This is a genomic window from Massilia sp. TWR1-2-2, assembly GCF_049897565.1.
Taxonomy (GTDB): domain Bacteria; phylum Pseudomonadota; class Gammaproteobacteria; order Burkholderiales; family Burkholderiaceae_D; genus JAFCUW01.
Window position 1 is genome coordinate 1 of sequence record NZ_JAFCWM010000018.1, and the last position, 22,696, is coordinate 22,696.

The window sequence follows — 22,696 nt, forward strand, 5'->3', positions numbered from 1 at the left end:
GGCGTGCTGGGTGACGTCGGTCTTGCGCATAGTTTCGAAGGGGAAAGTTGTTCTCATTACACAACGTATACCCCCGCCGTCCCGTTGACAGGGCGGCGGGATTTTTCAACAGCCTGCTACAGCTAGTAAAAGTTGAGGTTTACGCAAATGGCGCCTGGCGTTGCCGTTGGCGAACAATCATTTGCATGATTGGCAAGCTGATATCCTCTTTCCCCACAGCCCGCTTTCGGCCAATAGCGGTCTTTAGACTTTTACGGGCGCATTTGTCTCGAGAACAACGAAAATCTAATCGACATTAACACCAAGCAAGTGCTGCAAGCCCGTGCAAATCGATAAACTCGTCTCGGTTTCAGACTATCGAAACCAACTACGAATTTTTATGACTCATCTTTCGCAATGCGCGGAAGCAGGCAGGATGGGTTTGCCACTTTTTATTGACCATCACGTAGCGTCAGTCTTCAAGACTCGCTACGTATATGCCATAAAAAGGAAATGTATGAACAAACAACCTGTCTTCGAAGATAACGCCGGTACATTTCCTGTTTCAGTCTTTCCTGCAATCGATCCATCCCGCACTGTCCTTTTCGCCGTAGGTGCAGGAGGAAACCCAAGCCGTCACGTGCGTCTCTTGAACATGTTAGCTGAACAGGGATGTACTGTGGTGGCGCCGCACTTCGAGCGGCTGACGAGCCATATGGTCGCTGCGCCTGAACTGGCGTTGAGAATCCGACGACTTCGGCTAGCACTCGACTATGCATCACGCATGGAGCGACCTATCAGCGCTGTAGGACATTCGATCGGTGCGGCAATACTGATCGGTTTGGCCGGCGGCCAGATGTGGATGCACGACGGAACACGGTTAGACTTTGACGCAGATAAAAGAATCGAACGGATCGTGGCATTCACTCCAGCGATGGATTTCTTCAGAGCGCCCGGTGCTCTTGATGAGGTTCATACTCGCATGCAAGCGTGGGCCGGTTTGCTGGACTCCATCACGCCTCCGTCTCAGACCGCGTTTCTAAAAAGCGCGTTGGGTTCCCTTGTGGATGCCCGTTTCATCGAGGGAGCAGGGCATTTCTCTTTCATAAACGAACTGCCGCCACACGTTGTCGATACCCTGGAAGATCGCGAAGCATTCTTCGCTCACCTCGCTCTTGAAGTCGGCAAGTTCCTCCTCGGCTGAGCTTACGCGGCGATATACGAGCGTAAATAGGTCGGCACAATTTGAGGCGGGACCGGCCTGTCGATGGTGGGCAGATTTTTTAGGTGAGCGGTTCAAGCATACGCTGCGGACTAGTCGTCCTTGCGGACGCCTGCGCGGGAATGCCAGCTTTTAAGTCAGCAGTTCAAGCACACGGCGCGGATCAGTCCCCCTTGGCGACGCCCTCGCGGCGCGGGTCGGCGCCGCCAAACCAGAAGTCCTGGCCATGGATCGACAGGCGCTGGATGCCGTGCAGGCCGGAGTTCTGCTCGGACAAGCGGATCGTGTGGCCGCGCGCCTTCAGCGCGTCGACCGTCGCCTGCGGGAAGCGGCGCTCTTCCAGTTCGGTCGGGCCGTTGCGGCTGCCGAAGTTCGGCAGCGCAATCGCCTGCTGCACATTGAGGCCCCAGTCGAGCGTGCCCACCAGCGTCTTGGCGACGTAGTTGATGATCGCGGTGCCGCCGGGCGAGCCGGCCGTCAGCGCCAGCTTGCGGGTGGCCTTGTCGAGAACGATCGTCGGCGACATCGCGCTGCGCGGGCGCTTGCCGGCCTGGACGCGATTGGCGATCGGCCCTTCCTTGTCGCGCGAATCGAACGAGAAATCGGTCAACTGGTTATTCAGGATGAAGCCGCGCACCATCAGGCGCGCGCCGAACGCGTCTTCCACCGTCGTCGTCATCGCCAGGCCGGCGCCGTGGGCGTCGACTACCGACAGGTGCGACGTCGACGGCATGTCGATGGCGGTATCGCGGCCCCACGCCACTTCCATTCCGGGCGGATTGCCCGGCTGGGCGACGCCGATCGACTTTTCGCCGATCAGCATCGCGCGCCTGGCCAGGTAGTCCTTGTCGATCAGGCCGGCCACGCCGCGGCCCGGCAGCGGCACGAAGTCGGTGTCGGCGGCGTAGCGGTTGCGGTCGGCGTAGGCGAGGCGACCCGCTTCGGTAAACAGGTGCAGCGCGTCGGCGCCGGGCAAGCCGTCGACCAGCGGGTACTGCGACATGTCGCGCGTCTCGAGAATGCCAAGCATCTGCGCCACCGCGATGCCGCCCGACGACGGCGGCGGCATGCCGCACACGGTCCAGGCGCGGTAGTCGCTGCAGACGGGCGGGCGTGACTTCGGCTGGTAGTTGGCGATGTCAAGCGCGGTCAGCTTGCCGGGGTTGGTCGGATGGCCGGCCACCTTGGCGGCGATGTCGCGCGCGATCGGGCCCTTGTAGAACGCGTCGGCGCCGCCGGCGGCAATGGCGCGCAGCGTGGCCGCCAGCGCCGGGTTCTTCAGCAGATGACCGACCGGCCACGGCTGACCGTCGGCGCCGTAGAAATACTTGGCGGCGACCGGATCCTTGTGCAGGTGCTGGTCCCACGTCAGCATGCCATTGAGGCGCTGGCTGACCGTAAAACCGCTGACCGACAACTTGATGGCCGGCTCGAACAGGGCTTTCCACGGCAGCTTGCCGTGCTGCCTGTGCGCCATTTCGAGCATGCGCAGCACGCCCGGCACGCCGACCGAGCGCCCGCCGACCACACCGGTGATGCGCGAGACGGGCGTGCCGTCGGCATTCTGGAACAAGTGTTCGTCGGCGGCGGCGGGCGCCGTCTCGCGGCCATCGAAGGCCTGCATCGTCTTGCCGTCGTAGTACATCAGGAAGGCGCCGCCGCCGATGCCGGACGATTGCGGCTCGACCAGCCCGAGCACGAGCTGGGTGGCGATGGCCGCGTCGATCGCGCTGCCGCCCTTTTTGAGCATGCGGTAGCCGGCGTCGACTGCCAGCGGGTTGGCCGCCGCCACCATGAACCTGGTGGCCGCCCAGCCCGGCTTGTCGGCGTAGCCGGTGGCAATTTCCGGCGCCCTCGGCGGCGCTTCCTGCACCACCTGGGCGCCGGCATGGGCGAACACGCCCGACAACGCGGCCGCGGCGGCCAGCAACCATAACTTGATCATGAATTCTCCAGCGGTACAGCCAAAATAAAACGGGCGCGCGACCTGGGCCGCGCGCCCGTGACTGCAGGCATGCTACATCAAAATCAACATGTGCTTTGCGCCATGCTTACTTTGGCTGCATCCGGATGGCGCCGTCGAGGCGGATGGTTTCGCCGTTGAGCATGCTGTTTTCGATGATCGCGCGCGCCAGGTGCGCGTATTCGTTCGGCCGGCCCAGGCGCGACGGAAACGGCACCATCTTGCCGAGCGCCTCGCGCACTTCTTCGGGCATGCCCATCAGCATTGGCGTCTCGAAGATACCGGGCGCAATCGTCATCACGCGGATGCCGCTGCGGGCCAGGTCGCGCGCCATCGGCAAGGTCAGGCCGACCACGGCCGCTTTCGAGGAGCCGTAGGCTGCCTGTCCGATCTGGCCGTCGTAGGCTGCCACCGACGCGGTATTGATGATGACGCCGCGCTCGCCGGAATCGAGCGCTTCGGTCTTGCCGATCGCGTCGGCGGCCAGGCGCGCCATGTTGAAGGTGCCGACCAGGTTGACGTTGATGGTGCGCTGGAATACGTCGAGCGGATGCGGGCCGTCCTTGCCGACGGTCTTGACGGCCGGCGCCACGCCGGCGCAGTTGATCAGGCCGCGCAAGGTGCCCATTTCCTGCGCCGCGGCGACGACTGCCTGGCCGTCGGCCTCTGAAGTGACGTCGCACTTCATGAAGCGGCCTGTCAGTTCGGCAGCGAGCGCGGTGCCGGCCTCGACCTGGACATCGGCCAGCAAGACCTTGCCGCCGGCGTCGACGATCATGCGCGCGGTGGCCGCGCCGAGACCGGAGGCGCCACCGGTGATGATGAAGACATTGTCTTGAATTTGCATGATTTTCCCTATGAGGTTCTTTGTAACGTTTACGTAAACGTCAATCAACGGAATTGTAGCGAACTTTTGCCGGGGAAAACCGGCAGTGCGGCATTAAAAGCACTGCGCGCCGACGATGCCCTTGGTGCAAAGCTGGCCCTGTGGGCCGATCAGGGTGTTGCCGACGCCGCTGTTGTAGCGCGCGCCGCTGGTGTCGGTGCAGCCGCCGGCATCGCAGCTGTTCAGGCGCGGCTGGGTCTGCTGCGAAGCCGATCCCAGCGCGGCGGGTGGCCGCACCGTCAGCGTCGGGCGGTAGCCCTCGGTGACGATCGGCGGCGTCGGCTCGATCACCTGCTGCACCGAGCGGCGCTTGATGGGCTTGCGGTTCGGCGGCGGCGCCGGCTTGGCGGGCGCCTCGGCGGCCGGCTTAACGGGCGCCGGCGGTTCCTTCGCGTGCGCGCCGGCAGCGGCGATCAAGGTCGCCGCAATCAATGCCGTCAGTCCAGATTTCAGTTGGTCCATTTAGACAACATTATCACCAAACCCCGTTTCGGCGCGCCAAGTTCACGTCTAGTATTCCAAAACCGGGGTCAGACCTTGGTCTGACCCCGGTTTTGGAATGGCTGGGCGTCAGCGCGAGGTCAGTTTGTTGCGTTAGTATGGACCGCGTAACCAGGAGACAACATGCAGACCGTACACCAGTTGTATCAGGACAAGCGAATGGCCGCGGCCGATGCGCTCGACCTCTTGCGCGACAGCGACATGATCATCGTGCCGACCGGCGTCGGCGAGCCGCCCACACTGTTGACGGCGCTGTCGGAACAGCGGCGCCGCTTCCACGACGTCAAGGTCGCGCAGATCCTGGCGATGCGCAAGTTCGACTATTTCGACTGCGATACGGCAGCGCACGTGCGCCATGCCGCGCTGTTTCTCGGCGGCGCCTCGCGCGCGGCCTGCCAGGGCGGCTGGGGCGACTTCATTCCGAACTATTTTTCCGAGATTCCAGGCCTGATCGAGCGCGGCTACATGCGGGCTGACGTCGTCTTCGCGATGGCGTCGAGCATGAACGAGCAGGGTTACTTCGCCATCAGCCTGGGCACCGATTACACGATGGCGGCCGTCGCCAAGGCACGCGTGGTGGTGCTGGAGGTCAATCCCAACGTGCCGTTCGCGCACGGCCAGTGTCACGTCCACGTGTCGCAGGTCACCGGCCTGGTCGAGAGCGACGCGCCGATCCTCGAAGTCGGCCTGCCGAGGATCGGCCCGGTACAGGAGGCGATCGGCAAGTATGTGGCCGACATGATCGACGATGGCTCGACCTTGCAGATCGGCTACGGCGGCATTCCCGACGCGGTGGTGATGCAGCTGACCGCCAAACACGACCTCGGCGTGCACACCGAAATGCTCGGCGACGGCATCTTGACGCTGGTTGAATGCGGCGCCATCACCAACCGCAAGAAGACGCTGCTGCCAGGGAAAATGGTGGCGACGTTCGCGCTCGGCTCGCGCAAGCTGTACGAATACATGCACCACAACCCGGCCGTCGAGATGCATCCGTCGAATTTCACCAACGACCCGTACAACGCCGCGCTGAACGACAATCTGATGTCGATCAACGCCAGCCTGCAGGTCGACTTGCTCGGCCAGTGCGGCTCGGAAAGCATCGCTCACCTGCCCTATTCCGGCACCGGCGGCCAGGTCGATTTCGTGCGCGCGGCCAACCGCTCGCGCGGCGGCAAGTCGTTCATCGTGCTGCCGTCGACCGCCAAGGACAACACCATCTCGCGCATCGTGCCCATGCTCACGTGCGGCACCCATTCGACCACCAGCAAGAACGACGTCAACTACGTGGTCACCGAATTTGGCGTCGCCCAGCTGCGCGGCAAGTCGGCCAAGCAGCGCGCGCAGGCGCTGATTGCGATCGCCCATCCCGACTTTCGCGCCGAGCTGCGCGAGGCGGCCAACAAGCTGTGCGTGTTCTGACTCAGGCCGGCGGCGCGCCGGTCTGGACCGCGCCTTTCAACTGCTGGCGAAACTGCGGCGTGTCCTGATGGCCGTGTGTCTTCACGGCGTGCTGGACCGCGGCCTCCATCAACTCTACCTCGGTGTCGGCCGAAATGGTGACGGTGCACTTGGTATCGCTGGGAATCTGGCGGCAATCGATGTATTTGCGTTCCATGACAGACCTCCAAAATTGTCGATTAGGGATTAAAGTATACGGTCATGGGAATCCAGATATCAAGGGGAGCAATACATGAATCCGTCGGTTTCAATCCATCCTGACGACCACATGAAGGGCAGCAGGGATGCGGCCATCGTGCTGGTCGAATACGGCGACTACCAGTGTCCCTACTGCCGCCAGGCACATGCAGCGGTCAAGGATCTGCAGCGACGGCTGGGCGACCAGCTGTGCTTCGTGTACCGTCATTTCCCGTTGACTGGCAAGCATCCATACGCCGAGCTGGCGGCGGAGACGGCCGAAGCGGCCGGCGACCAGGGCCGGTTCTGGGACATGCACGACGCGCTGTTCGAATTGCAGCCGCAGTTTGGGCCGGAACTGATTCCGGCGCTGGCCAAGCGGCTCGATTTGTCGGTGGAGGCACTATGCGACGACGTGTTGACGCGGCGCTTCCAGGCCAGGGTCGAGCGCATCGCCGCGGGCGGCACGCATATCGGCGTCGAGGAGACGCCGACGTTGTTCATCAATGGGGAACGGCACGCGGGCGACTCGGACGAGCTGTCGCTGGTGTCGGCGATCATGCGGTTCGTGGCCTAAGCCGCCGCCGCAAAAGCCGTCATTCCTGCCATTGGCAGAAATGACTCCCCGCTGCGCGAGGATGACGTATCGGGCGGTGCGTCTACCGCACCGGCGCCGGTTCGGCAGTTTCGCTCTTTGGCGCTGGCGGCGCACCCGGGTCGGGCATCGTCGCCGGCGCCGCTGGCGCGATCTGCACCGGCTCGGCCGTCTCGCTGGCCGGCATTGGGCGGGTCAGCATTGGGTCGAGCGTTGGCGAGGTCGTTGCCGGAGTGGTCGTGGCGGCCGGCGCGTGCCCCGCCGCCACCGGCACCGTCACCGCGATCCAGCCGGTGGCCGGCAGCAGCGGCACCATCAACAGCGCGACGATGTTGATGATCTTGATCAGCGGGTTGACGGCCGGGCCGGCCGTATCCTTGTACGGATCGCCAACAGTGTCGCCGGTAACGGCCGCTTTGTGCGCTTCGGATCCCTTGCCGCCGAAATTGCCGTCTTCGATGTACTTCTTGGCGTTGTCCCAGGCGCCGCCGCCGGTGGTCATCGAGATCGCCACGAACAGGCCGGTGACGATGGTTCCCATCAACAGGCCCCCCAGCGCGGCAGGTCCGAGCAGCATGCCGACCACGATCGGCACGACTACCGGCAGCAGCGACGGCACGATCATCTCGCGGATCGCCGAGGCGGTCAACATGTCGACCGCCTTGTCGTATTCAGGCTTGCCGGTGCCGTCCATGATGCCCTTGATGTCGCGGAACTGGCGGCGCACTTCGACCACCACGGCGCCGGCCGCGCGCCCCACCGCTTCCATCGCCATCGCGCCGAACAGGTAGGGAATCAGGCCGCCGATGAACAGGCCGACGATCACCATCGGGTTCGACAGGTCGAACGAGACCGACTTGCCGACCGACTCGAGGGCGTGGGTGTAGTCGGCGAACAGCACCAGCGCGGCCAGGCCCGCCGAACCGATCGCGTAACCCTTGGTGACGGCCTTGGTGGTGTTGCCGACCGCGTCGAGCGGATCGGTGATGGCGCGCACCGAGTCGGGCATGTGGCTCATCTCGGCGATGCCGCCGGCGTTGTCCGTGATCGGACCGTAAGCGTCGAGGGCGACGATGATGCCGGCCATCGACAGCATGGCCGTCGCTGCAATGGCAATGCCGTACAGCTGGCCCATCTGGTACGACGCGAGGATCGCGGCGCACACCGCCAGCACCGGATAGGCGGTCGACTTCATCGACACGCCGAGGCCGGCGATGATGTTGGTGCCGTGGCCGGTGGTCGATGCTTCGGCGATGTGGCGCACCGGCTTGAAGTCGGTGCCGGTGTAGTACTCGGTGATGTAGACCATCAGCCCGGTAAGGACGATGCCGACGACCGAGCAGCCGATCATCTGCATGCGCATCGCCGGTTCCCACACCAGCCAGGTGACGCCGACAAAGCCGATCAGCGACAGGCCGGCTGCCCACCACAGGCCCGTGTACAGCGCCGACATGATCTTCTTGCCTTCCTTGGCCTTGACCAGCGAGCAGCCTACGATCGAGCCGATGATCGACACGGCGCCAAGCAACAGCGGATAGATGACGGCGGTGGCGCCGGCAGCTTGCATCAGCAAGGCGCCCAGCAGCATGGTGGCAATCAGCGTGACGACGTAGGTTTCGAACAGGTCGGCGGCCATGCCGGCGCAGTCGCCGACGTTGTCGCCGACGTTATCGGCAATCACCGCAGGGTTGCGCGGGTCGTCTTCCGGAATGCCGGCTTCGACCTTGCCAACCAGGTCGGCGCCGACGTCGGCGCCCTTGGTGAAGATACCGCCGCCGAGACGGGCGAAGATGGAGATGAGCGAAGCGCCGAAGGCCAGGCCGATGAGCGGCTTGATGACGTCGTGCTGGCTCATGGTCGAGCCGACCGCCTGCGCCGTCAGCATCCAGTAGAACAGCGTGACGCCCAACAGGCCGAGGCCGACCACCAGCATGCCGGTGATGGCGCCGCCCTTGAAGGCGACATCGAGCGCGTCATTCATGGAGCGCGTCGCCGCCTGCGCGGTGCGCACGTTGGCGCGCACCGACACGTTCATGCCGATGAAGCCGCAGGCGCCCGACAGCACGGCGCCAATCAGGAAACCGAGCGCGGTCTGCCAGCCGAGCAAGGCGTAGATGGCGATGACGAGCACCACGCCGACGATGGCGATGGTGCGGTACTGGCGCGCGAGGTACGCTGCGGCCCCTTCCTGGATCGCCTGGGCGATCTCCTGCATCCTGGCGTTGCCAGGGTCCTGCCTTAAAATCCAGCTGCGTGACCAGAGACCGTACACCACTGCGATGATGCCGCACACTACTGCAAATACGAGTAAATTTGCTGCCATTTCGTCCCCTCGGTTTTATTATCAAGTACCACAAAAACACACTTCGAAAGACCGCCCCCGGGGGATGCGGCCAACCTTGCTGCGTACTGCAAAACTTTGAATCCAAAACGGGTGCCAATGGCAGCCAATATTCTCACCGCAAAAAAACAGCGGACACGAAGTCCGCTTGGTTTGCTGCTTATTCGTCCAGCGCCGCGAATGCCGCGTCGCGAATTTGCTCGACAGGTCCCACACCGGAAATGCGGCGGTACTTCGGCGCGCCCGGCAGGCCCGATTGCGCCCACTTGTTGTAGTAGCCAAGCAGCACTTCGGTCTGGTTGTGATAGACCGCGAGGCGTTTCTTGACCGTCTCGGCCTGGTCATCGTCGCGCAAGATCAGCGGTTCGCCGGTGATGTCGTCGAGGTTGTCCACTTTTGGTGGATTGAATTTGAGGTGGTACACCCGGCCCGAGCCAGGGTGCGAGCGGCGACCGCTCATGCGCTCGACGATCGACTCGTCGGGCACGTCGATTTCAAGTACGTAGTCGACATTGATGCCGGCTTCTTTCATCGCGTCAGCCTGCGCGATGGTGCGCGGAAAACCGTCGAACAGGTAGCCGTTGGCGCAGTCGGCGTCTTGCAGGCGGTCCTTGACCAGGCCGATCATGATGTCGTCGGACACCAGGCCGCCGGCATCCATGACCTTCTTGGCGGCCATGCCCATGTCGGTGCCAGCCTTGATCGCCGCGCGCAGCATGTCGCCCGTGGAAATCTGCGGAATGTTGTACTTTTCCTTGATGAAATTGGCTTGGGTGCCCTTGCCGGCGCCGGGCGCACCTAACAGAATAAGACGCATGAATAATTCCTAAATCGGATGTTGGATAATTTTTGGTTGAAGCAATGCCGGGCACTGATGCATATATGACTACCTTGGTACGAAACTTACCACAAAAGTAAGCGCCAACGCCAATATGAAAATGTCGGGGCTATTATTTCTTGATCGGCGACAGGGTCGCTGTCAAAGGCCGTAATGCAGGCGAACTCGGGCCAGATCTTGCGGTGTGTCGACGCCGGCCGGCGGCGCCGCATCGGTGATGTGGACGGCGATCGGATAACCGTGCCACAGCACCCGCAACTGCTCGAGCGCTTCGACTTCTTCGAGCGGCGCGGGCTCCAGCGACGGATACAACTGCAGGAAGGCATTGCTGTACGCGTACAGGCCGATGTGACGCAACGGCGCATAGCGGGCCGGCAGCGCCGACTGGTCGGCGGCGAAGCCGTCGCGGTGCCAGGGGATGGCGGCGCGCGAAAAGTAGAGCGCGCGGCCGGCCTTGTCGAGCACCACCTTGACGACGTTCGGATTGAAGACGTCGGCGGCGTTGTCGATCGGATGGGCGCAGGTGGCCATCGGCACCGCGGCCGAGATGCGGCGCGCGCAGGCGGCCAGCAGTTGCGGGTCGATCAGCGGCTCGTCGCCCTGCAGGTTGACAACGACGTCGTCGGGCGCCAGGTTCAGCGCGCGCGCCACTTCGGCGATGCGGTCGGTGCCGGACAGATGGTCGGCGCGCGTCATGCACACTTCGATGCCGTGGACGGCGCAGGCGGCGGCGATGTCGGCGTGATCGGTGGCGACGACGATGCGGGCCGCGCCCGACTCGGCGGCGCGCTCGGCGACCCGCACCACCATCGGTTTGCCGCCGAGGTCGGCGAGCGGCTTACCCGGCAGCCTGGTCGAGGCCAGCCGCGCCGGGATGAGGACGGTAAAGCTTACGCCGGCATTCACGTCGGCTCGACCTTGCGCGCCTCGTCGGCCCACATGATCGGGATGCCGTCGCGGATCGGATAGGCCAGGCGGTCAGGCTTGCAGATCAGTTCCTGCGCTTTCTTGTCGTATTCGAGCGGTCCCTTGCACAACGGGCAGACCAGGATATCAAGCAGGCGAGCTTCCACGACATTTCTCCACGATTTGTTCGGCCAGCGCGCCATCGAGCTGCGCCGTCACCGGTACGACCCACAGTCTCGGGTCGTTTTTGAGATTTTCAATTTGCCCACATTTTACTGCATCCTTCTCGGTGATCAGGATGATGTCGGCATCGACGCGCGCGAACGGCTGGTCGAGGAAATCGTGATGGTCGGGCAAGGCCAGTTCGTCGAACGCCAGGCCTTGCCCGCGCAGCATGGCGAAAAAGCGGCCTGGGTTGCCGATGCCGGCGGCGGCGACGACGCGCCTGCCGGCCAGCGCGGCCAGCGGCAGGCGCTCGGCGCGCGCGCTCATGCGTTCGGCGAGCGTGCCGGCCAGCTGCATCTGAAACGGCGTGCCGCCAACGCTTTTCGCCAGTTCGGGCGTGAGCAGCGGCGTATTGACAACGGTGAAATCGCGCCGGCGCGACACCGGCTCACGCAAGGGTCCCGCCGGCAGCAGCCAGCCGTTGCCGGCGCCGCGGCCGTCGAACAGCACGATTTCGATGTCGCGCTGCAAGGCGTAATGCTGCAGGCCGTCGTCGCTGATGATCACGTCCACCTGCGGATGGGCCGCCAGCAGCGCCCTGGCCGCGGCCGGACGGTCGCGCCCGACCATCACCGGGCAGCCGGTGCGGCGGGCGATCAGCAGCGGCTCGTCGCCGGCGTCGGCGGCGAGCGAGCCGGCCGTCACTTCGCGCGGCGCGCTCGAGGCGCCGCCGTGACCGCGCGAAATGATGCCGGGAGTGAAGCCGGCATTGCGCAGCGTCTCGGCCAGCCAGATCGTCAGCGGCGTCTTGCCGGTGCCGCCGATAAAGATGTTGCCGACCACCAGCACCGGCACCGGCAGCTTGTGCGAGCGCATCAGGCCGGCGCGAAACAGCGCGGCGCGCAAGCCGGCGAGCAGGCGAAACAGCAGCGACAGCGGCCACAGCGCGCAGGCGAGCGCGCCGCGGCGCAGCCAGGCGCGCGTCAGTGTCGATTCCAGCGAATGCGGGGATGCGGGCATCAGGGTTCGGCAATGCAGGCGGGCGAAGCGAGGTTCGCCCGCGCCGCTTACTTCTTGCCGGCGGTCTGGGCCGCGAAGGTCAGCTTGTCATAGCCGGCCACGCGCGCCGCTTCCAGCACGTTGATGACCATCTGGTGCATCGCGAACTGGTCGGCGTTGACGATCACGACCGGGCTGTTGGCGCCGGTCGCGTTCGGCTGCCCTTTGGCCGCGTTCTTCATGTCGTCGGCCAGGCCGGCCACCGAGGTGAACGACACGGGCACGTTGTTGACGGTGTAATTGCCCTTGGCGTCGACGGTGACGTTGATTTCGAACGGCCGCTCGAGCGCCTTCTCGGCGTCGGCGGTCGGCAGCGTGATCTGCAGTTCGGTGAACTTGCTGTAAGTAGTGGTGACCATCAGGAAGATCAGCACCACGAGCAGCACGTCGATAAACGGGATCAGGTTAATCTCCGGATCCTCGCGTCGCTTGCCGCGGCGGAAATCCATCATTTGCGGGCACCGTGGACAACGTCGACGAATTTCACCGCCTGCCCTTCCATGTCGATGATGAAGCTGTCGACCAGGGCGCGGAAGTGGCGGTAGAACACCAGCGCCGGCATCGCGATCGCCAGGCCAAAGCCGGTGTTATACAGCGCCACCGAAATGCCGTGGGCCAGTTGCGCGGGGTTTGCGCCAGTTGAATTTGTTGCGCCAAAGATTTCGATCATGCCGACCACCGTGCCGAACAGGCCCATCAGCGGGGCCAGCGAAGCGATGGTGCCGAGCGTGGTGAGGAAGCGCTCGAGCACGTGGGCGACGCCGCGGCCGGCTTCCTCGATCGACTCCTTCATCACTTCGCGCGGCGCGTCGACGTTGCGCAGCGCGGCGGCCAGCACGGCGCCGAGCGGCGAATTGTGTTCGAGCTTGTCGATGATGTCGGGCGTCACCTGGCCGTTGTGATACACGCGGATGACCTCGGCCAGCAAGGGCTTCGGCAGGATCCTGGCGCGGCGCAGGTAAATCAGGCGTTCGATGATCAGGGCGAGGCCGACGATGGAGGCGATCAGCAACGGCCAGATCGGCCAGCCTGCAGCTTGAAGAATGGCGAGCAAAAGGAACTCCTGAATTTAGGTGGGGAATGATGCACGGCGAATGCGGCAATGTAACGCGTTGCCAGCTGATCGGCAAGTATAGTTCTGCACATCTTCTGTGGATAAGATTGTGGGGAAGGACAGTGAGTGCAGGCAAGCCCGTTGATTCTTATAGGAATTTTCCTACTGCGCAAAAACGAGGCATGTGCGGAAATCTTCATAAAATTCGCCCAACAGGCCAAAGGCGGCATGAAGTTTCACCGCTTCACGTCGTTCCTTCAACGCCGCGCAAGGTTCTGCACACCTTTTTGTGGAGATTGTGCCAAAGTCATTGTCGACTAGCGCTCATCTTCATTTTAATTGAACATAGCCATTCAATAAATGTCCAACTTCTATAGGCGCGCATTGTGCGGCAATGGGAGCGAAGAATGGCAGCGATGAATCGAGTGCAGTTTCAATCCGGGTTGAGCCTGACCCAGTTTATCGCGCGCTACGGAACCCAGGCCCAGTGAGAGAAGGAGCTCGAAAAATGCCGTTGGCCCGATGGTTTCGTATGTCCCATGTGCGCGCGAAAAGGGCACTCCGTCGTTTGGCACGGCAAGGCGAAGACGTTCCAGTGTCACGCTTGCCGACACCAGACCACGCTCACGAGCGGGACCATTTTTCATTCGAGTAAGCTGCCGCTGACAAAGTGGTTTCAAGCGATGTACTTTTTCATTCAGTCCAAAAATAACGTCTCGGCGCTGGAGTTGATGCGGGTCGTCGGGGTTTGCTATCGGACCGCCTGGCGCCTTAAACACAAGATCCTTGAGGTGATGGCCGAACGTGAGTCTATTCGCCAACTGGAGGGCCGCGTGGAGGTGGACGACGCCTATCTGGGCGGCGCGTACCCAAGTGGAAGGCTTGATTTCACGAAATATGGCTTCCTCTACTTGGCAGAGGCGCAGTACCGCTTTAATCGCCAATTCGATATGTCGACCATCCTCACGCGCCTGATCCACGCTGCGGCAGCTACCGGCAGCCGGACCGAAGCGTGGATGCGGCTGGCTGAAGATGAGCGCTAATCAGCAAGGCATTTGACTTCAGCACGTTCCGTTGATTCCAAAGCGGAAATTGCGCCTGCATGAAAACGAGGCGTCGGCCGAGAATGTCCACACATACGGGGTCTTCCAAACACGCGTGGAGCAGTGCCAAAGTTCTGCGCACTTTCTGTGGCTGAAAATGTGCGCAAGAACTTCGACTCTCGTTCACACCGTTGATTTGACCAGGTATTTAATCCTTGCGCAAATTCAAGGCATTCAGCCTGAATCAGCAGTAAACACCCGGTCCCGCAATCGTGTCATGCTGTTTTGTTCATCCACTATGGAGCGCGCGCCGCCTTTGCACGCTTCGATTGTCGACCGCCACGCTCTGTCTGCAGTTTTCAATTTCGTTCTTGGCAAATTTTCGAAACCGATGGTGTACCCAGACGAAACATGGGCCGTTCAAGTAGGTCAAATCGAGCGCAAACATTCCACCCTCGTCAAGCATACGGACACACTCATAAGCCAAGCGCTCGCGTTGAGCCAGCTGCTCCTGCGATCGTCCAAGGCGCTCCACTGCATGCTTTTTCACGAACGGAAATTCATCACTACGTTTGGCTAGTCCGATGTGCTTGAGCATATGACAAAGATGGCATAACGCACGCAGCCGCGTTAGCTTCATAACTCGCGTCGGCGATAGGCGGAATTCCCATTCCTCATGGCACTCAAGGTTTTCAGTTGAACCACATTCACTGCATCTCCTGCCGTCCAGCTTCAAACATATGCTACGGAGAAGCCCCCATACATCTGTAGGGACGACCGCCCTCGCGTTCTTGTAGTGCATTGATCGGGGGATGAGCTCGATACGGAGCCCGTTGCCCGGCGCTTGGCGCGGCTGGGGATACGGCGATTCTGCCGGCTGTTCGTACGACGGTCCGGTGGCTTGCTTGAGTGTGGTCCACATTGACATGGAAGTGAGCGCCGGCGCCAACAAAGCGGCGGACGGAGCAGTAGGCAGTTGAGAGAATCCTAAGTATTTGTCGATTGAACAAGCATGCTTGAACAAACAACAATTTCTGTACTTGCCTCGCCTGTGGCGCATCAAAGAAGCTTTCGCTTGTGCCTGCCTGAATTCGCCGACACGACTGCTTCCTCCGGTTGATCAAGTGGCGTTCTTCAACCAAGTTTGCGCGGGGCGGTATATGAACTGATCTGCAGAGCCTATTATTGCAATCGCGACAACTTCGTGATTCTTTTGGAAATGGTGCGTTCTGGCAGAAGCGCTGCTTCCAGCGTTTGACGCGACCGCTGAGTACAAGGGACGATCGGCGCAGCGTCGCACGCCTTGCTGCCCGGTCGCCCCGGCCGCTGCGCACTTTTTGAAGGCTCTCATGGACCTTGTACCGATTCGGACCGAAGTGATTGAGGCGCGCCGCAGCCGCAAGGCGGGCGCCATCGTGCTTGCGCGGCCGGTCCCGATGAAGCGGCCGCCTGCGGCGCGGCCGTGACGGTAGCGCTCGCATTGCTGCTCGCGTTCGGCGAGTACACCAGCAAAGTGCGCGTTACAGGCCAGCTAACGTACGCAGGCGGCGCGGTTAAGGTGGTCGCCCCTCAGTTCGGACGCATCACCGCGCGCCACGTCAAGGAGGGACAGACGGTCACGGCTGGCCAAGCGCTGTTCGACCTGTCGGCCGAACGAATCGGCGGCAGCGGCTCGATTGACGCACGCATCGGCGCCTCGCTCGCGAGTCGGCGCGAGCAGCTCACCCAGCGCCGCGACGCCGCCTTGCAGCAACTGGCCCAGCGCGAAGGTCAACTAGCCGATCAACAGCGACTGGCACAGAGTGCGCTCGCAACCCACAAGGGCGCAGTGGTCATACAGGACGAACTGGTCAAGAGCGCGCGCGCCAACGTCGAACGTTACAGCAAGCTGGCCAAGAAAGGCTTTGTGGCGCCGGCCGTGCTGGCCCAGTACAAGAACGCCCTCAACGTCGAACTGGCGAAGCGCAACGCCCTGACGCTAAACCTGTCCGACGCCAACCGCGCATTGCTCCAGGTGCAGCAGGAAGCGGCCGCACTGGCCGGCCAAGCCAAAATGACGCGCAGCGAGGCCGCGCAGGCTCTGGCATCGCTGGAGCAGGAAACAGCCGAGCATGACGGGCGTAGCGCCAACCGTGTCACCGCCCCGGCTGCCGGCACTGTAACCGCGCTCGGCTACAGCGCCGGTCAGTCAGTCCAGGCCGGCGCCGTAATGGCGGCGGTGCTGCCGGCCGGCAGTGTTCTGGAGGCCCAGTTGCTGATCCCATCTCGTGCCAAGGCTTCCGTCACCGTTGGACAGACGGTACAGCTGCGCATAGATTCCTTTCCTTACCAAAAGTTTGGGCTGGTGCGTGGCACCGTCACCCAAGTCGAGCTGAACCCGATCAATGACGGCTCCGCGCCCAGCGCCGCCGGCTCAGTCAACGCGCCGATGTATCGCGCCACCGTGGAACTGTCGACCAATTCTTTAACGATGTACGGCAAGCGACACGCCTTCGAACCTGGGCTGACGCTCGAAGCGGATATTTTCAACGATCGTCGGAGGCTGATCGAATGGGTGATCAACCCGCTCATTAGCGCCGCGAAGGACCGGGTGCGCTGACTGCACCCGGTATTTTGATGTGACAGCAGAAGGAATGATATGAAAGAACTTACAAGGCAGGAATTGGACGTCTATACCAGCGGCGACCCTGGCATGGTACTAGCCGGGGGCGGATGGTCGGGTGGTGGCGCCGGCGGTTTTGGCAGCGTGGGGAATGGTGGCTTTAACCTCGGCCTCGGCAGCTTTGACTTTGGGAGCATAGGGTCTGATATCGGGGGGCCGGCGTATACGCCGACGATGGCTCCGAACGGTTTATTCGGCATGTCAATTGCCGAAACGCTGGGTGTCGGCACCGGCATCCTCGCCATTGGGGGCGGCCTCGGCCAAGGCATCGGTGCCAGCCTGGCCATCGAGGCTGCAGGCGGCTGGGGTGCAATCGGTGGCATGGGGGCCGCTGCTGGCGGCCTTGTCGGCAGTGTCGCATTGGGGCTGCTCAGTGCCGCCGCAGTCGGTGGGGGAATCGGCATGCTCGCCTACCACAACAGCGAACTGTTACGTGACGGAGCGCAATACGTCGTAGGTGCCGTACTGACAGCCATCGAGGACATTGGCAACGCCATCGTGCCGATTGAGAATTGGATCAACAGTTTGCCCCATCACCCAGTGAGCGGACAGATACCGTAAGCGAACGTCCTTTCCCCTTACTGGAGCACATATGAAAATAAGTGAAGACCTTAAACACGAGCTGAAGCTGCATTTGTTTTGGCTGCGTACGATAGTCCCAGCTGTGTTCGTCTGGGTTTTGCTCTACAAGTTCGTGCCCGCGAGCTACTATCCGAAAGAGTTGTGGATTTTCATGGGCCCGGTCTGCGTAGTGGCGCATTACTGGTGGTGGCGCCAATGTCTTTCGCCCGACAAGAAAACCTTTACGCCGCGTATCTGGAAGTGATCTCGCGGAGCAGTTCACAGCCTTCATGACCGCACAGCTTCACCTCTCCGCCCAGTCGTAAACCGCAGTTTCACGGCCCGGAAGGCCGTGAAGCTGCTTCTTGGAGCCTGTCATGCCTTTGCCAGTAATCCTCCAGACTCAGGCCGGCGAGTGCGGCCCGGGGTGCCTGGCCATGGTCGCCACGCATCTCGGTTTGCGCACTGACCTTGCCACGCTGCGCGGGCGCTTTTCCATTTCGATCAACGGCACCAGCCTGGGAGTCCTGTCCGACTACGCCGACCACCTCAAGCTGTCAACCCGCGGTGTGCGCCTGGAACCGGAAGAGCTGCGCGATCTGAAATGTCCATCCATTCTTCATTTTTCAATGAATCATTTCGTCGTGCTGCGCAGCGCGACGGACAAGGAAATCGTCATCCACGATCCCGCTGTCGGGGTGCGCAAGCTGGGCTACGACGATGTGAGCAAGGAGTTCACCGGCGGCGCATTGGAACTGGCGCCCACGACAGACTTCCGCCCGGCCGACGAGCGGCGCAAGATATCGCTCAACACCCTGATTGGCAAGCTTGATGGCTGGTGGCAATCACTTGGCTTGGTGTTCGGCATCGCGCTCGGGCTGGAAGCGCTCGGGCTCGCCGCGCCCCGGTTGAACCAGTACATGATCGACGACGTGCTGATGTCGGAAGACCGCAGCTTGCGCGACTTGCTCACGCTCGGGCTGGTCCTGCTGGTGCTGGCACAGAGCGCGCTGTCGCAGATGCGCGGCATCACCATCATGTACCTGACCACGCACCTGAACGTTCAATGGGTCAGCGACGTATTCGGCCGACTGGTCCGCCTACCGATGGACTGGTTCGAGAAACGCCAGCTTGGCGATGTGCTATCGCGCTTCAGTTCGGTCGGGCCGATCCAGGACCTGTTGACCACGCGCGCCATCACCGCGGCGTTGGATGGCCTGATGGCGATACTGTCGTTGTGCATGATGTTCTTGTATAGCGCATTGCTGGCGTCGGTTGTGGTGGCTACCGTGGCGCTGTACGCATTGGTTCGGGCGGTGTCGTATCGACCATTTCGAGAGGCCAATCTGGAGGGAATGGCGCTGGCGGCGAGGGAGCAAACCTGCCTGATGGAGACTCTTCGGGCGATGGGCCCGATCAAGATGTTTGGGCGCGAACTGGACCGGCGAGCGCGCTGGCTGGCGATGAAGGTCGACACGGTGAACCGCAACGTGCGCAGCCAGGTCATGGGGCTGTGGTTTACCAATATCAACACCACCATTGCTGCCCTCTCGGCGGCAATGGTGATGTGGCTGGGTGCCGGACTCGTGATGGATGGCGCTTTTACGGTCGGCATGCTTTTCGCGCTGGTCACTTATAGCGGAATGTTCTCTGCACGGATGACAGGGCTAATCAATGTCTACATCGACTACAAGATGCTGTCGCTGCACTGCGAACGATTGGCCGATATTGCGCTGGAACCCGTCGAGGCTGACGTTGAACATGCGCATGACGTGGAGCAATTGATTCCGAAACTGGAACTAGTCAACGTCTGCTATCGCTATAGCGACAGCGAGCCATGGGTGCTGCGCAACATCAGCCTGACCATCGACCCGGCCGAATCGGTCGCGATCGCCGGTCCTTCCGGCTGTGGAAAAACCACATTGGTCAAGTTAATCATGGGTAGCCTCAAACCGACGTTCGGTGAGATTCGCTATGGCGGCGTCCCTATCGAACAACTTGGCGTGCGCTCGTACCGCAAGGCGTTGGCCGTGGTGATGCAGGACGATATGCTTCTGGCCGGCTCGCTCAAGGACAACATCTGCTTCAACGACGAGCAGCCCGACATGGCACGCATCGAACTATGTGCCAGATTGGCGCAGGTCGAAGCCGACATCAAGAGTATGCGGATGGCCTATGAAACACTGATCTCCGACATGGGCTGCAGCCTGTCGGGTGGTCAGAAGCAACGCGTGCTGCTGGCGCGTGCGCTGTATAAGCGGCCCAAGGTGCTGATCATGGACGAAGCGACCAGCGCGCTCGACGTGGCGCTGGAGCGAGGCGTCAACGAAGCCATTTCGACGCTTAGCATTAGCCGCATCATCATCGCGCACCGGCCAGAGACGATCGCGAGCGCCAAACGTCTGATCGCACTGCGCAGTGGCCAAGTGGTGCATGACGCGATTATCGCCAAGCCGGCTGGCGAGGACATCTCACCGGTCCAGGCTGAGTGAAATTTCGCCGCCGCACACCGCCACAAACGTTCTGCACACCTTTTGTGGATAAGACTGTGCGCAAGGCATTTGACTCTAGTAAAGACCGTTGATTCAATTGAGAAAATTCGGCCTGCATAAAAACGAGGCATCAGCGAATATCCCGCTTCTCGACGAGAAAGGCGCCCCACTTCCCGCAGCGCAGAAGTTCTGCACACCTTTTGTGGATAAGATTGTGCGCAAGACCTTTTACTCTCATCCAGCCCCTTGATTTGACTAAGTATTTTGGCTTTGCGCAAAATCAAGGCATGCTGGTCAAATGCAGGGTAAAACGCCTTCCGCGCAATTGTGTCATGCTGTTTTGTTCACCGATTCGCGCATGCGACCCGCTTCTGCACATCTTTTGTGGATAAGATTGTGCGCAAGAGCGTTGACACCAGCCCAGGTCGTTGATTCCATTCACAAATTTCTTAGTGCGTAAATATTTAGCACCTAAAGCATCACCGCGCGTCGCGTTGTTTCGCACAGAAACTGTGGATAACTTTGTGATTAAGTATGAAGACTTTCGTCAAAGTCCTTGATCCATAAGGCTTTTTCTGTTTTGAGAGAAATTAAGGCACAGCGATTTCTCCTTTAAAATCAGTCACTTGTGAAAAATACTTGTAAGACCCGGCAATGTATGACATAAGCATGGCCGCCCTGACATTTTGTGGATAGATCACCCGAGCCGAGCCCTATGCAGACCAGTTTCGACCCTGATTCCAGCTACGCCGCCCCGCCGGTGCTGACCGTCACCGCCCTCAACCAGCAGGTCGCGCGCTTGCTCGAGCGCACATTCCCGCTGACCTGGATCGGCGGCGAGATCTCCAATTTCACCCGCGCCAGTTCCGGCCACTGGTATTTCACGCTCAAGGACGACGCCGCCCAGGTGCGCGCGGTGATGTTCCGCGGCCGCGCCCAGGTCGCCGGCTTCATGCCGCGCGAAGGCGACAAGGTCGAGGTGCGCGCGCTCGTCACGCTGTACGGCGCCCGCGGCGACTACCAGATCAACGTCGAGTCGATCCGCCGCGCCGGCGTCGGCGCCCTGTTCGAAGCGTTCCTGCGGCTGAAGGAGAAGCTCGGCGCGCAAGGCTTGTTCGACGAGGACCGCAAGCGCGCCCTGCCGCTGTTCACCCGCAGCATCGGCATCGTCACCAGCCCGCAGGCGGCGGCGCTGCGCGACATCCTGATCGCGCTGAAGCGGCGCGCGCCGCACATTCGCATCGTGCTGTATCCGAGCCCGGTGCAAGGGCTCGGCTCGGCCGACAAGATTGCCGAGGCGATCAACAATGCGTCGCGCCGCGCCGAGGTCGACGTGCTGCTGGTGTGCCGCGGCGGCGGCTCGATCGAAGACCTGTGGAGTTTCAACGAGGAAGTAGTGGCGCGCGCCATTTCCGCTTGCAGCATGCCGGTCATTGCCGGCGTCGGCCACGAGACCGATTTCACCATCGCCGACTTCAGCGCCGACGTGCGGGCGGCCACGCCGACCGCCGCCGCCGAGCTGGCCGCCACCGCGCGCGCCGACTGGATGGCGTCATTGTCGGCCGACTGCACCGACCTGCGGCGCGCGATGCGGCGCACCCTGTCGGAGGCGAACCTGAACCTGGACAATTACGCGCGCCGCCTGATCAGCCCGTCGGCGCGGATCGGCCACCAGCGCCTGCAGGTGGTGGCGCTGTCGACGGCACTGACGCACGCTGTGCGCGCCCCGCTGAACCGCAACAGCTTCACGCTGGCCCAGCTGCGCGCGCGCTGGTCGCGCCATCGTCCCGACGTGCGTGGCTGGTGCGCCGAGATCGCCTCGCAGCAACGCCACTTCGCCGCCAGCCTGGCCAGCCAGATGCGGGCGCGGCGCAACGCGCTGGCGGCGCTGTCGGCCCAGCTTGAACTGCTCAACCCGCAACGCACGCTCGAGCGCGGCTACGCCATTGTCAGCGACAGCCGCGGCCACGTGCTGCACTCGCCGGCGGCGATCCGGGTCAACGAACGGCTGCTCGTGCGGCTGGCCGACGGCAGCGCGGAAGTTGGTGTTGCCAGTGTGCAGGGGCTACTGGAGTAGCGCGCCAGAAGCAAAAATGCAACGAACCCGCATCCGAATTACAATAAGAGTTGTTTCAACGATCAACGCTCTTCCCAATCAATAAAAGGACACTTCATGGAACATACCCTGCCACCCCTGCCGTACGCAATGGACGCCCTGGCTCCGCACATCTCGAAAGAGACGCTGGAGTACCACTACGGCAAGCACCACGCTACCTATGTGACCAACCTGAACAACCTGATCAAGGGCACCGAGTTCGAGAACTTGTCCCTCGAAGAAATCGTCAAGAAATCGTCCGGCGGCATCTTCAACAACGCCGCCCAGGTGTGGAACCACACCTTCTACTGGAACGGCATGAAGCCGGCCGGCGGCGGCGCGCCAAGCGGCAAGGTCGCTGACGCAATCAACGCCAAGTGGGGCTCGTTCGACAAGTTCAAGGAAGAATTCACCAAGTCGTGCCTGGGCAACTTCGGTTCCGGCTGGACCTGGCTGGTGCAAAAAGCCGATGGCGGCGTCGACATCGTCAACACCTCGAACGCCGGCACCCCTTTGACCACCAGCGACAAAGCGCTGCTGACCTGCGATGTCTGGGAACACGCCTACTACATCGACTACCGCAACGCCCGCGCCAAATACGTCGAGTCGTTCTGGGGCCTGGTCAACTGGGACGCGGTCAACGCCAACGCCGCCTAAGCAAAGCGTCGGACCAACAGAGTTCGACATGGCATCAAA

21 protein-coding genes and 1 pseudogene are annotated in these 22,696 nt (G+C 62.0%); 10 read left to right on the top strand and 12 right to left on the bottom strand.

Going from position 1 to position 22,696, the window contains the following annotated elements:
* Nucleotides 1-496: 496 nt before the first annotated feature.
* Complete coding sequence (locus ACP7DD_RS17345; protein ID WP_426176050.1) at nucleotides 497-1,183, top strand: hypothetical protein; 687 nt, start codon at nucleotides 497-499, stop codon at nucleotides 1,181-1,183.
* 181 nt (nucleotides 1,184-1,364) lie between these two features.
* Here the strand turns inward: ACP7DD_RS17345 and ggt are convergent, their stop codons facing one another.
* From ggt to ACP7DD_RS17360, 3 genes are all read right to left on the bottom strand, one after another.
* Nucleotides 1,365-3,146 carry a gamma-glutamyltransferase gene (gene ggt, locus ACP7DD_RS17350; protein WP_426176051.1) on the bottom strand — a complete coding sequence of 594 codons (1,782 nt, stop codon included), beginning with the start codon at nucleotides 3,144-3,146 and terminating at the stop codon, nucleotides 1,365-1,367.
* A 106-nt stretch (nucleotides 3,147-3,252) separates the two neighbouring features.
* A complete protein-coding gene (locus tag ACP7DD_RS17355) occupies nucleotides 3,253-4,011 on the bottom strand; it encodes a 3-hydroxyacyl-CoA dehydrogenase (RefSeq protein WP_426176052.1) in 759 nt (252 codons plus the stop codon).
* A gap of 93 nt (nucleotides 4,012-4,104) precedes the next feature.
* Nucleotides 4,105-4,512, bottom strand: coding sequence for a hypothetical protein (locus ACP7DD_RS17360; protein ID WP_426176053.1), 408 nt, complete (start codon nucleotides 4,510-4,512; stop codon nucleotides 4,105-4,107).
* A gap of 162 nt (nucleotides 4,513-4,674) precedes the next feature.
* Between ACP7DD_RS17360 and ACP7DD_RS17365 the strand changes: the two genes are divergently transcribed.
* Complete coding sequence (locus ACP7DD_RS17365) at nucleotides 4,675-5,973, top strand: acetyl-CoA hydrolase/transferase family protein (protein ID WP_426176054.1); 1,299 nt, start codon at nucleotides 4,675-4,677, stop codon at nucleotides 5,971-5,973.
* Nucleotide 5,974: 1 nt separating this feature from the next.
* On the opposite strand, the gene ACP7DD_RS17370 is transcribed toward ACP7DD_RS17365, so the two are convergent.
* On the bottom strand, nucleotides 5,975-6,169 hold the full coding sequence (locus ACP7DD_RS17370; protein WP_426176055.1) for a DUF1059 domain-containing protein: 195 nt from the start codon (nucleotides 6,167-6,169) through the stop codon (nucleotides 5,975-5,977).
* 75 nt (nucleotides 6,170-6,244) lie between these two features.
* Here ACP7DD_RS17370 and ACP7DD_RS17375 point away from each other — a divergent pair, with 75 nt between their 5' ends.
* Nucleotides 6,245-6,766: a DsbA family protein gene (locus ACP7DD_RS17375; RefSeq protein WP_426176056.1), complete on the top strand. Its 522-nt coding sequence runs from the start codon at nucleotides 6,245-6,247 to the stop codon at nucleotides 6,764-6,766.
* A gap of 82 nt (nucleotides 6,767-6,848) precedes the next feature.
* On the opposite strand, the gene ACP7DD_RS17380 is transcribed toward ACP7DD_RS17375, so the two are convergent.
* The 7 genes from ACP7DD_RS17380 to ACP7DD_RS17410 form a co-directional block, all read right to left on the bottom strand.
* The gene (locus ACP7DD_RS17380; RefSeq protein ID WP_426176057.1) at nucleotides 6,849-9,107 is read right to left on the bottom strand and encodes a sodium-translocating pyrophosphatase; all 2,259 of its coding nucleotides are present in this window, start codon (nucleotides 9,105-9,107) and stop codon (nucleotides 6,849-6,851) included.
* A gap of 178 nt (nucleotides 9,108-9,285) precedes the next feature.
* Nucleotides 9,286-9,942 carry an adenylate kinase gene (adk, locus tag ACP7DD_RS17385; RefSeq protein WP_426176058.1) on the bottom strand — a complete coding sequence of 219 codons (657 nt, stop codon included), beginning with the start codon at nucleotides 9,940-9,942 and terminating at the stop codon, nucleotides 9,286-9,288.
* Nucleotides 9,943-10,104: 162 nt separating this feature from the next.
* Nucleotides 10,105-10,869, bottom strand: coding sequence for a 3-deoxy-manno-octulosonate cytidylyltransferase (gene kdsB / locus ACP7DD_RS17390; protein ID WP_426176059.1), 765 nt, complete (start codon nucleotides 10,867-10,869; stop codon nucleotides 10,105-10,107).
* On the bottom strand, nucleotides 10,866-11,036 hold the full coding sequence (locus ACP7DD_RS17395; RefSeq protein ID WP_099788859.1) for a Trm112 family protein: 171 nt from the start codon (nucleotides 11,034-11,036) through the stop codon (nucleotides 10,866-10,868). Before ACP7DD_RS17395 ends, kdsB begins: the two co-directional genes overlap by 4 nt.
* Nucleotides 11,017-12,054 carry a tetraacyldisaccharide 4'-kinase gene (gene lpxK, locus ACP7DD_RS17400; protein ID WP_426176060.1) on the bottom strand — a complete coding sequence of 346 codons (1,038 nt, stop codon included), beginning with the start codon at nucleotides 12,052-12,054 and terminating at the stop codon, nucleotides 11,017-11,019. Before lpxK ends, ACP7DD_RS17395 begins: the two co-directional genes overlap by 20 nt.
* A gap of 47 nt (nucleotides 12,055-12,101) precedes the next feature.
* The gene (locus ACP7DD_RS17405) at nucleotides 12,102-12,542 is read right to left on the bottom strand and encodes an ExbD/TolR family protein (protein WP_426176143.1); all 441 of its coding nucleotides are present in this window, start codon (nucleotides 12,540-12,542) and stop codon (nucleotides 12,102-12,104) included.
* A complete protein-coding gene (locus ACP7DD_RS17410) occupies nucleotides 12,542-13,147 on the bottom strand; it encodes a MotA/TolQ/ExbB proton channel family protein (RefSeq protein WP_426176061.1) in 606 nt (201 codons plus the stop codon). Before ACP7DD_RS17410 ends, ACP7DD_RS17405 begins: the two co-directional genes overlap by 1 nt.
* A gap of 407 nt (nucleotides 13,148-13,554) precedes the next feature.
* Here ACP7DD_RS17410 and ACP7DD_RS17415 point away from each other — a divergent pair.
* Nucleotides 13,555-14,190: pseudogene (locus ACP7DD_RS17415) on the top strand (IS1595 family transposase).
* Nucleotides 14,191-14,479: 289 nt separating this feature from the next.
* On the opposite strand, the gene ACP7DD_RS17420 reads toward ACP7DD_RS17415, so the two are convergent.
* On the bottom strand, nucleotides 14,480-14,788 hold the full coding sequence (locus ACP7DD_RS17420; RefSeq protein ID WP_426176062.1) for a hypothetical protein: 309 nt from the start codon (nucleotides 14,786-14,788) through the stop codon (nucleotides 14,480-14,482).
* An 864-nt stretch (nucleotides 14,789-15,652) separates the two neighbouring features.
* Between ACP7DD_RS17420 and ACP7DD_RS17425 the strand changes: the two genes are divergently transcribed.
* The 6 genes from ACP7DD_RS17425 to sodB all read left to right on the top strand — a co-directional run bounded on the left by ACP7DD_RS17425 (nucleotide 15,653) and on the right by sodB (nucleotide 22,657).
* Nucleotides 15,653-16,789, top strand: a complete 1,137-nt coding sequence (locus ACP7DD_RS17425; protein WP_426176063.1) for an HlyD family secretion protein — start codon at nucleotides 15,653-15,655, stop codon at nucleotides 16,787-16,789.
* 39 nt (nucleotides 16,790-16,828) lie between these two features.
* Nucleotides 16,829-17,413: a hypothetical protein gene (locus ACP7DD_RS17430; protein WP_426176064.1), complete on the top strand. Its 585-nt coding sequence runs from the start codon at nucleotides 16,829-16,831 to the stop codon at nucleotides 17,411-17,413.
* Between the two features lie 31 nt (nucleotides 17,414-17,444).
* Nucleotides 17,445-17,678: a hypothetical protein gene (locus tag ACP7DD_RS17435; protein WP_426176065.1), complete on the top strand. Its 234-nt coding sequence runs from the start codon at nucleotides 17,445-17,447 to the stop codon at nucleotides 17,676-17,678.
* A gap of 112 nt (nucleotides 17,679-17,790) precedes the next feature.
* Nucleotides 17,791-19,905: a peptidase domain-containing ABC transporter gene (locus ACP7DD_RS17440; RefSeq protein WP_426176066.1), complete on the top strand. Its 2,115-nt coding sequence runs from the start codon at nucleotides 17,791-17,793 to the stop codon at nucleotides 19,903-19,905.
* Between the two features lie 715 nt (nucleotides 19,906-20,620).
* The gene (gene xseA / locus ACP7DD_RS17445) at nucleotides 20,621-21,982 is read left to right on the top strand and encodes an exodeoxyribonuclease VII large subunit (RefSeq protein ID WP_426176067.1); all 1,362 of its coding nucleotides are present in this window, start codon (nucleotides 20,621-20,623) and stop codon (nucleotides 21,980-21,982) included.
* Between the two features lie 96 nt (nucleotides 21,983-22,078).
* The gene (sodB, locus tag ACP7DD_RS17450) at nucleotides 22,079-22,657 is read left to right on the top strand and encodes a superoxide dismutase [Fe] (RefSeq protein ID WP_426176068.1); all 579 of its coding nucleotides are present in this window, start codon (nucleotides 22,079-22,081) and stop codon (nucleotides 22,655-22,657) included.
* The last annotated feature ends 39 nt before the right edge of the window (nucleotides 22,658-22,696 follow it).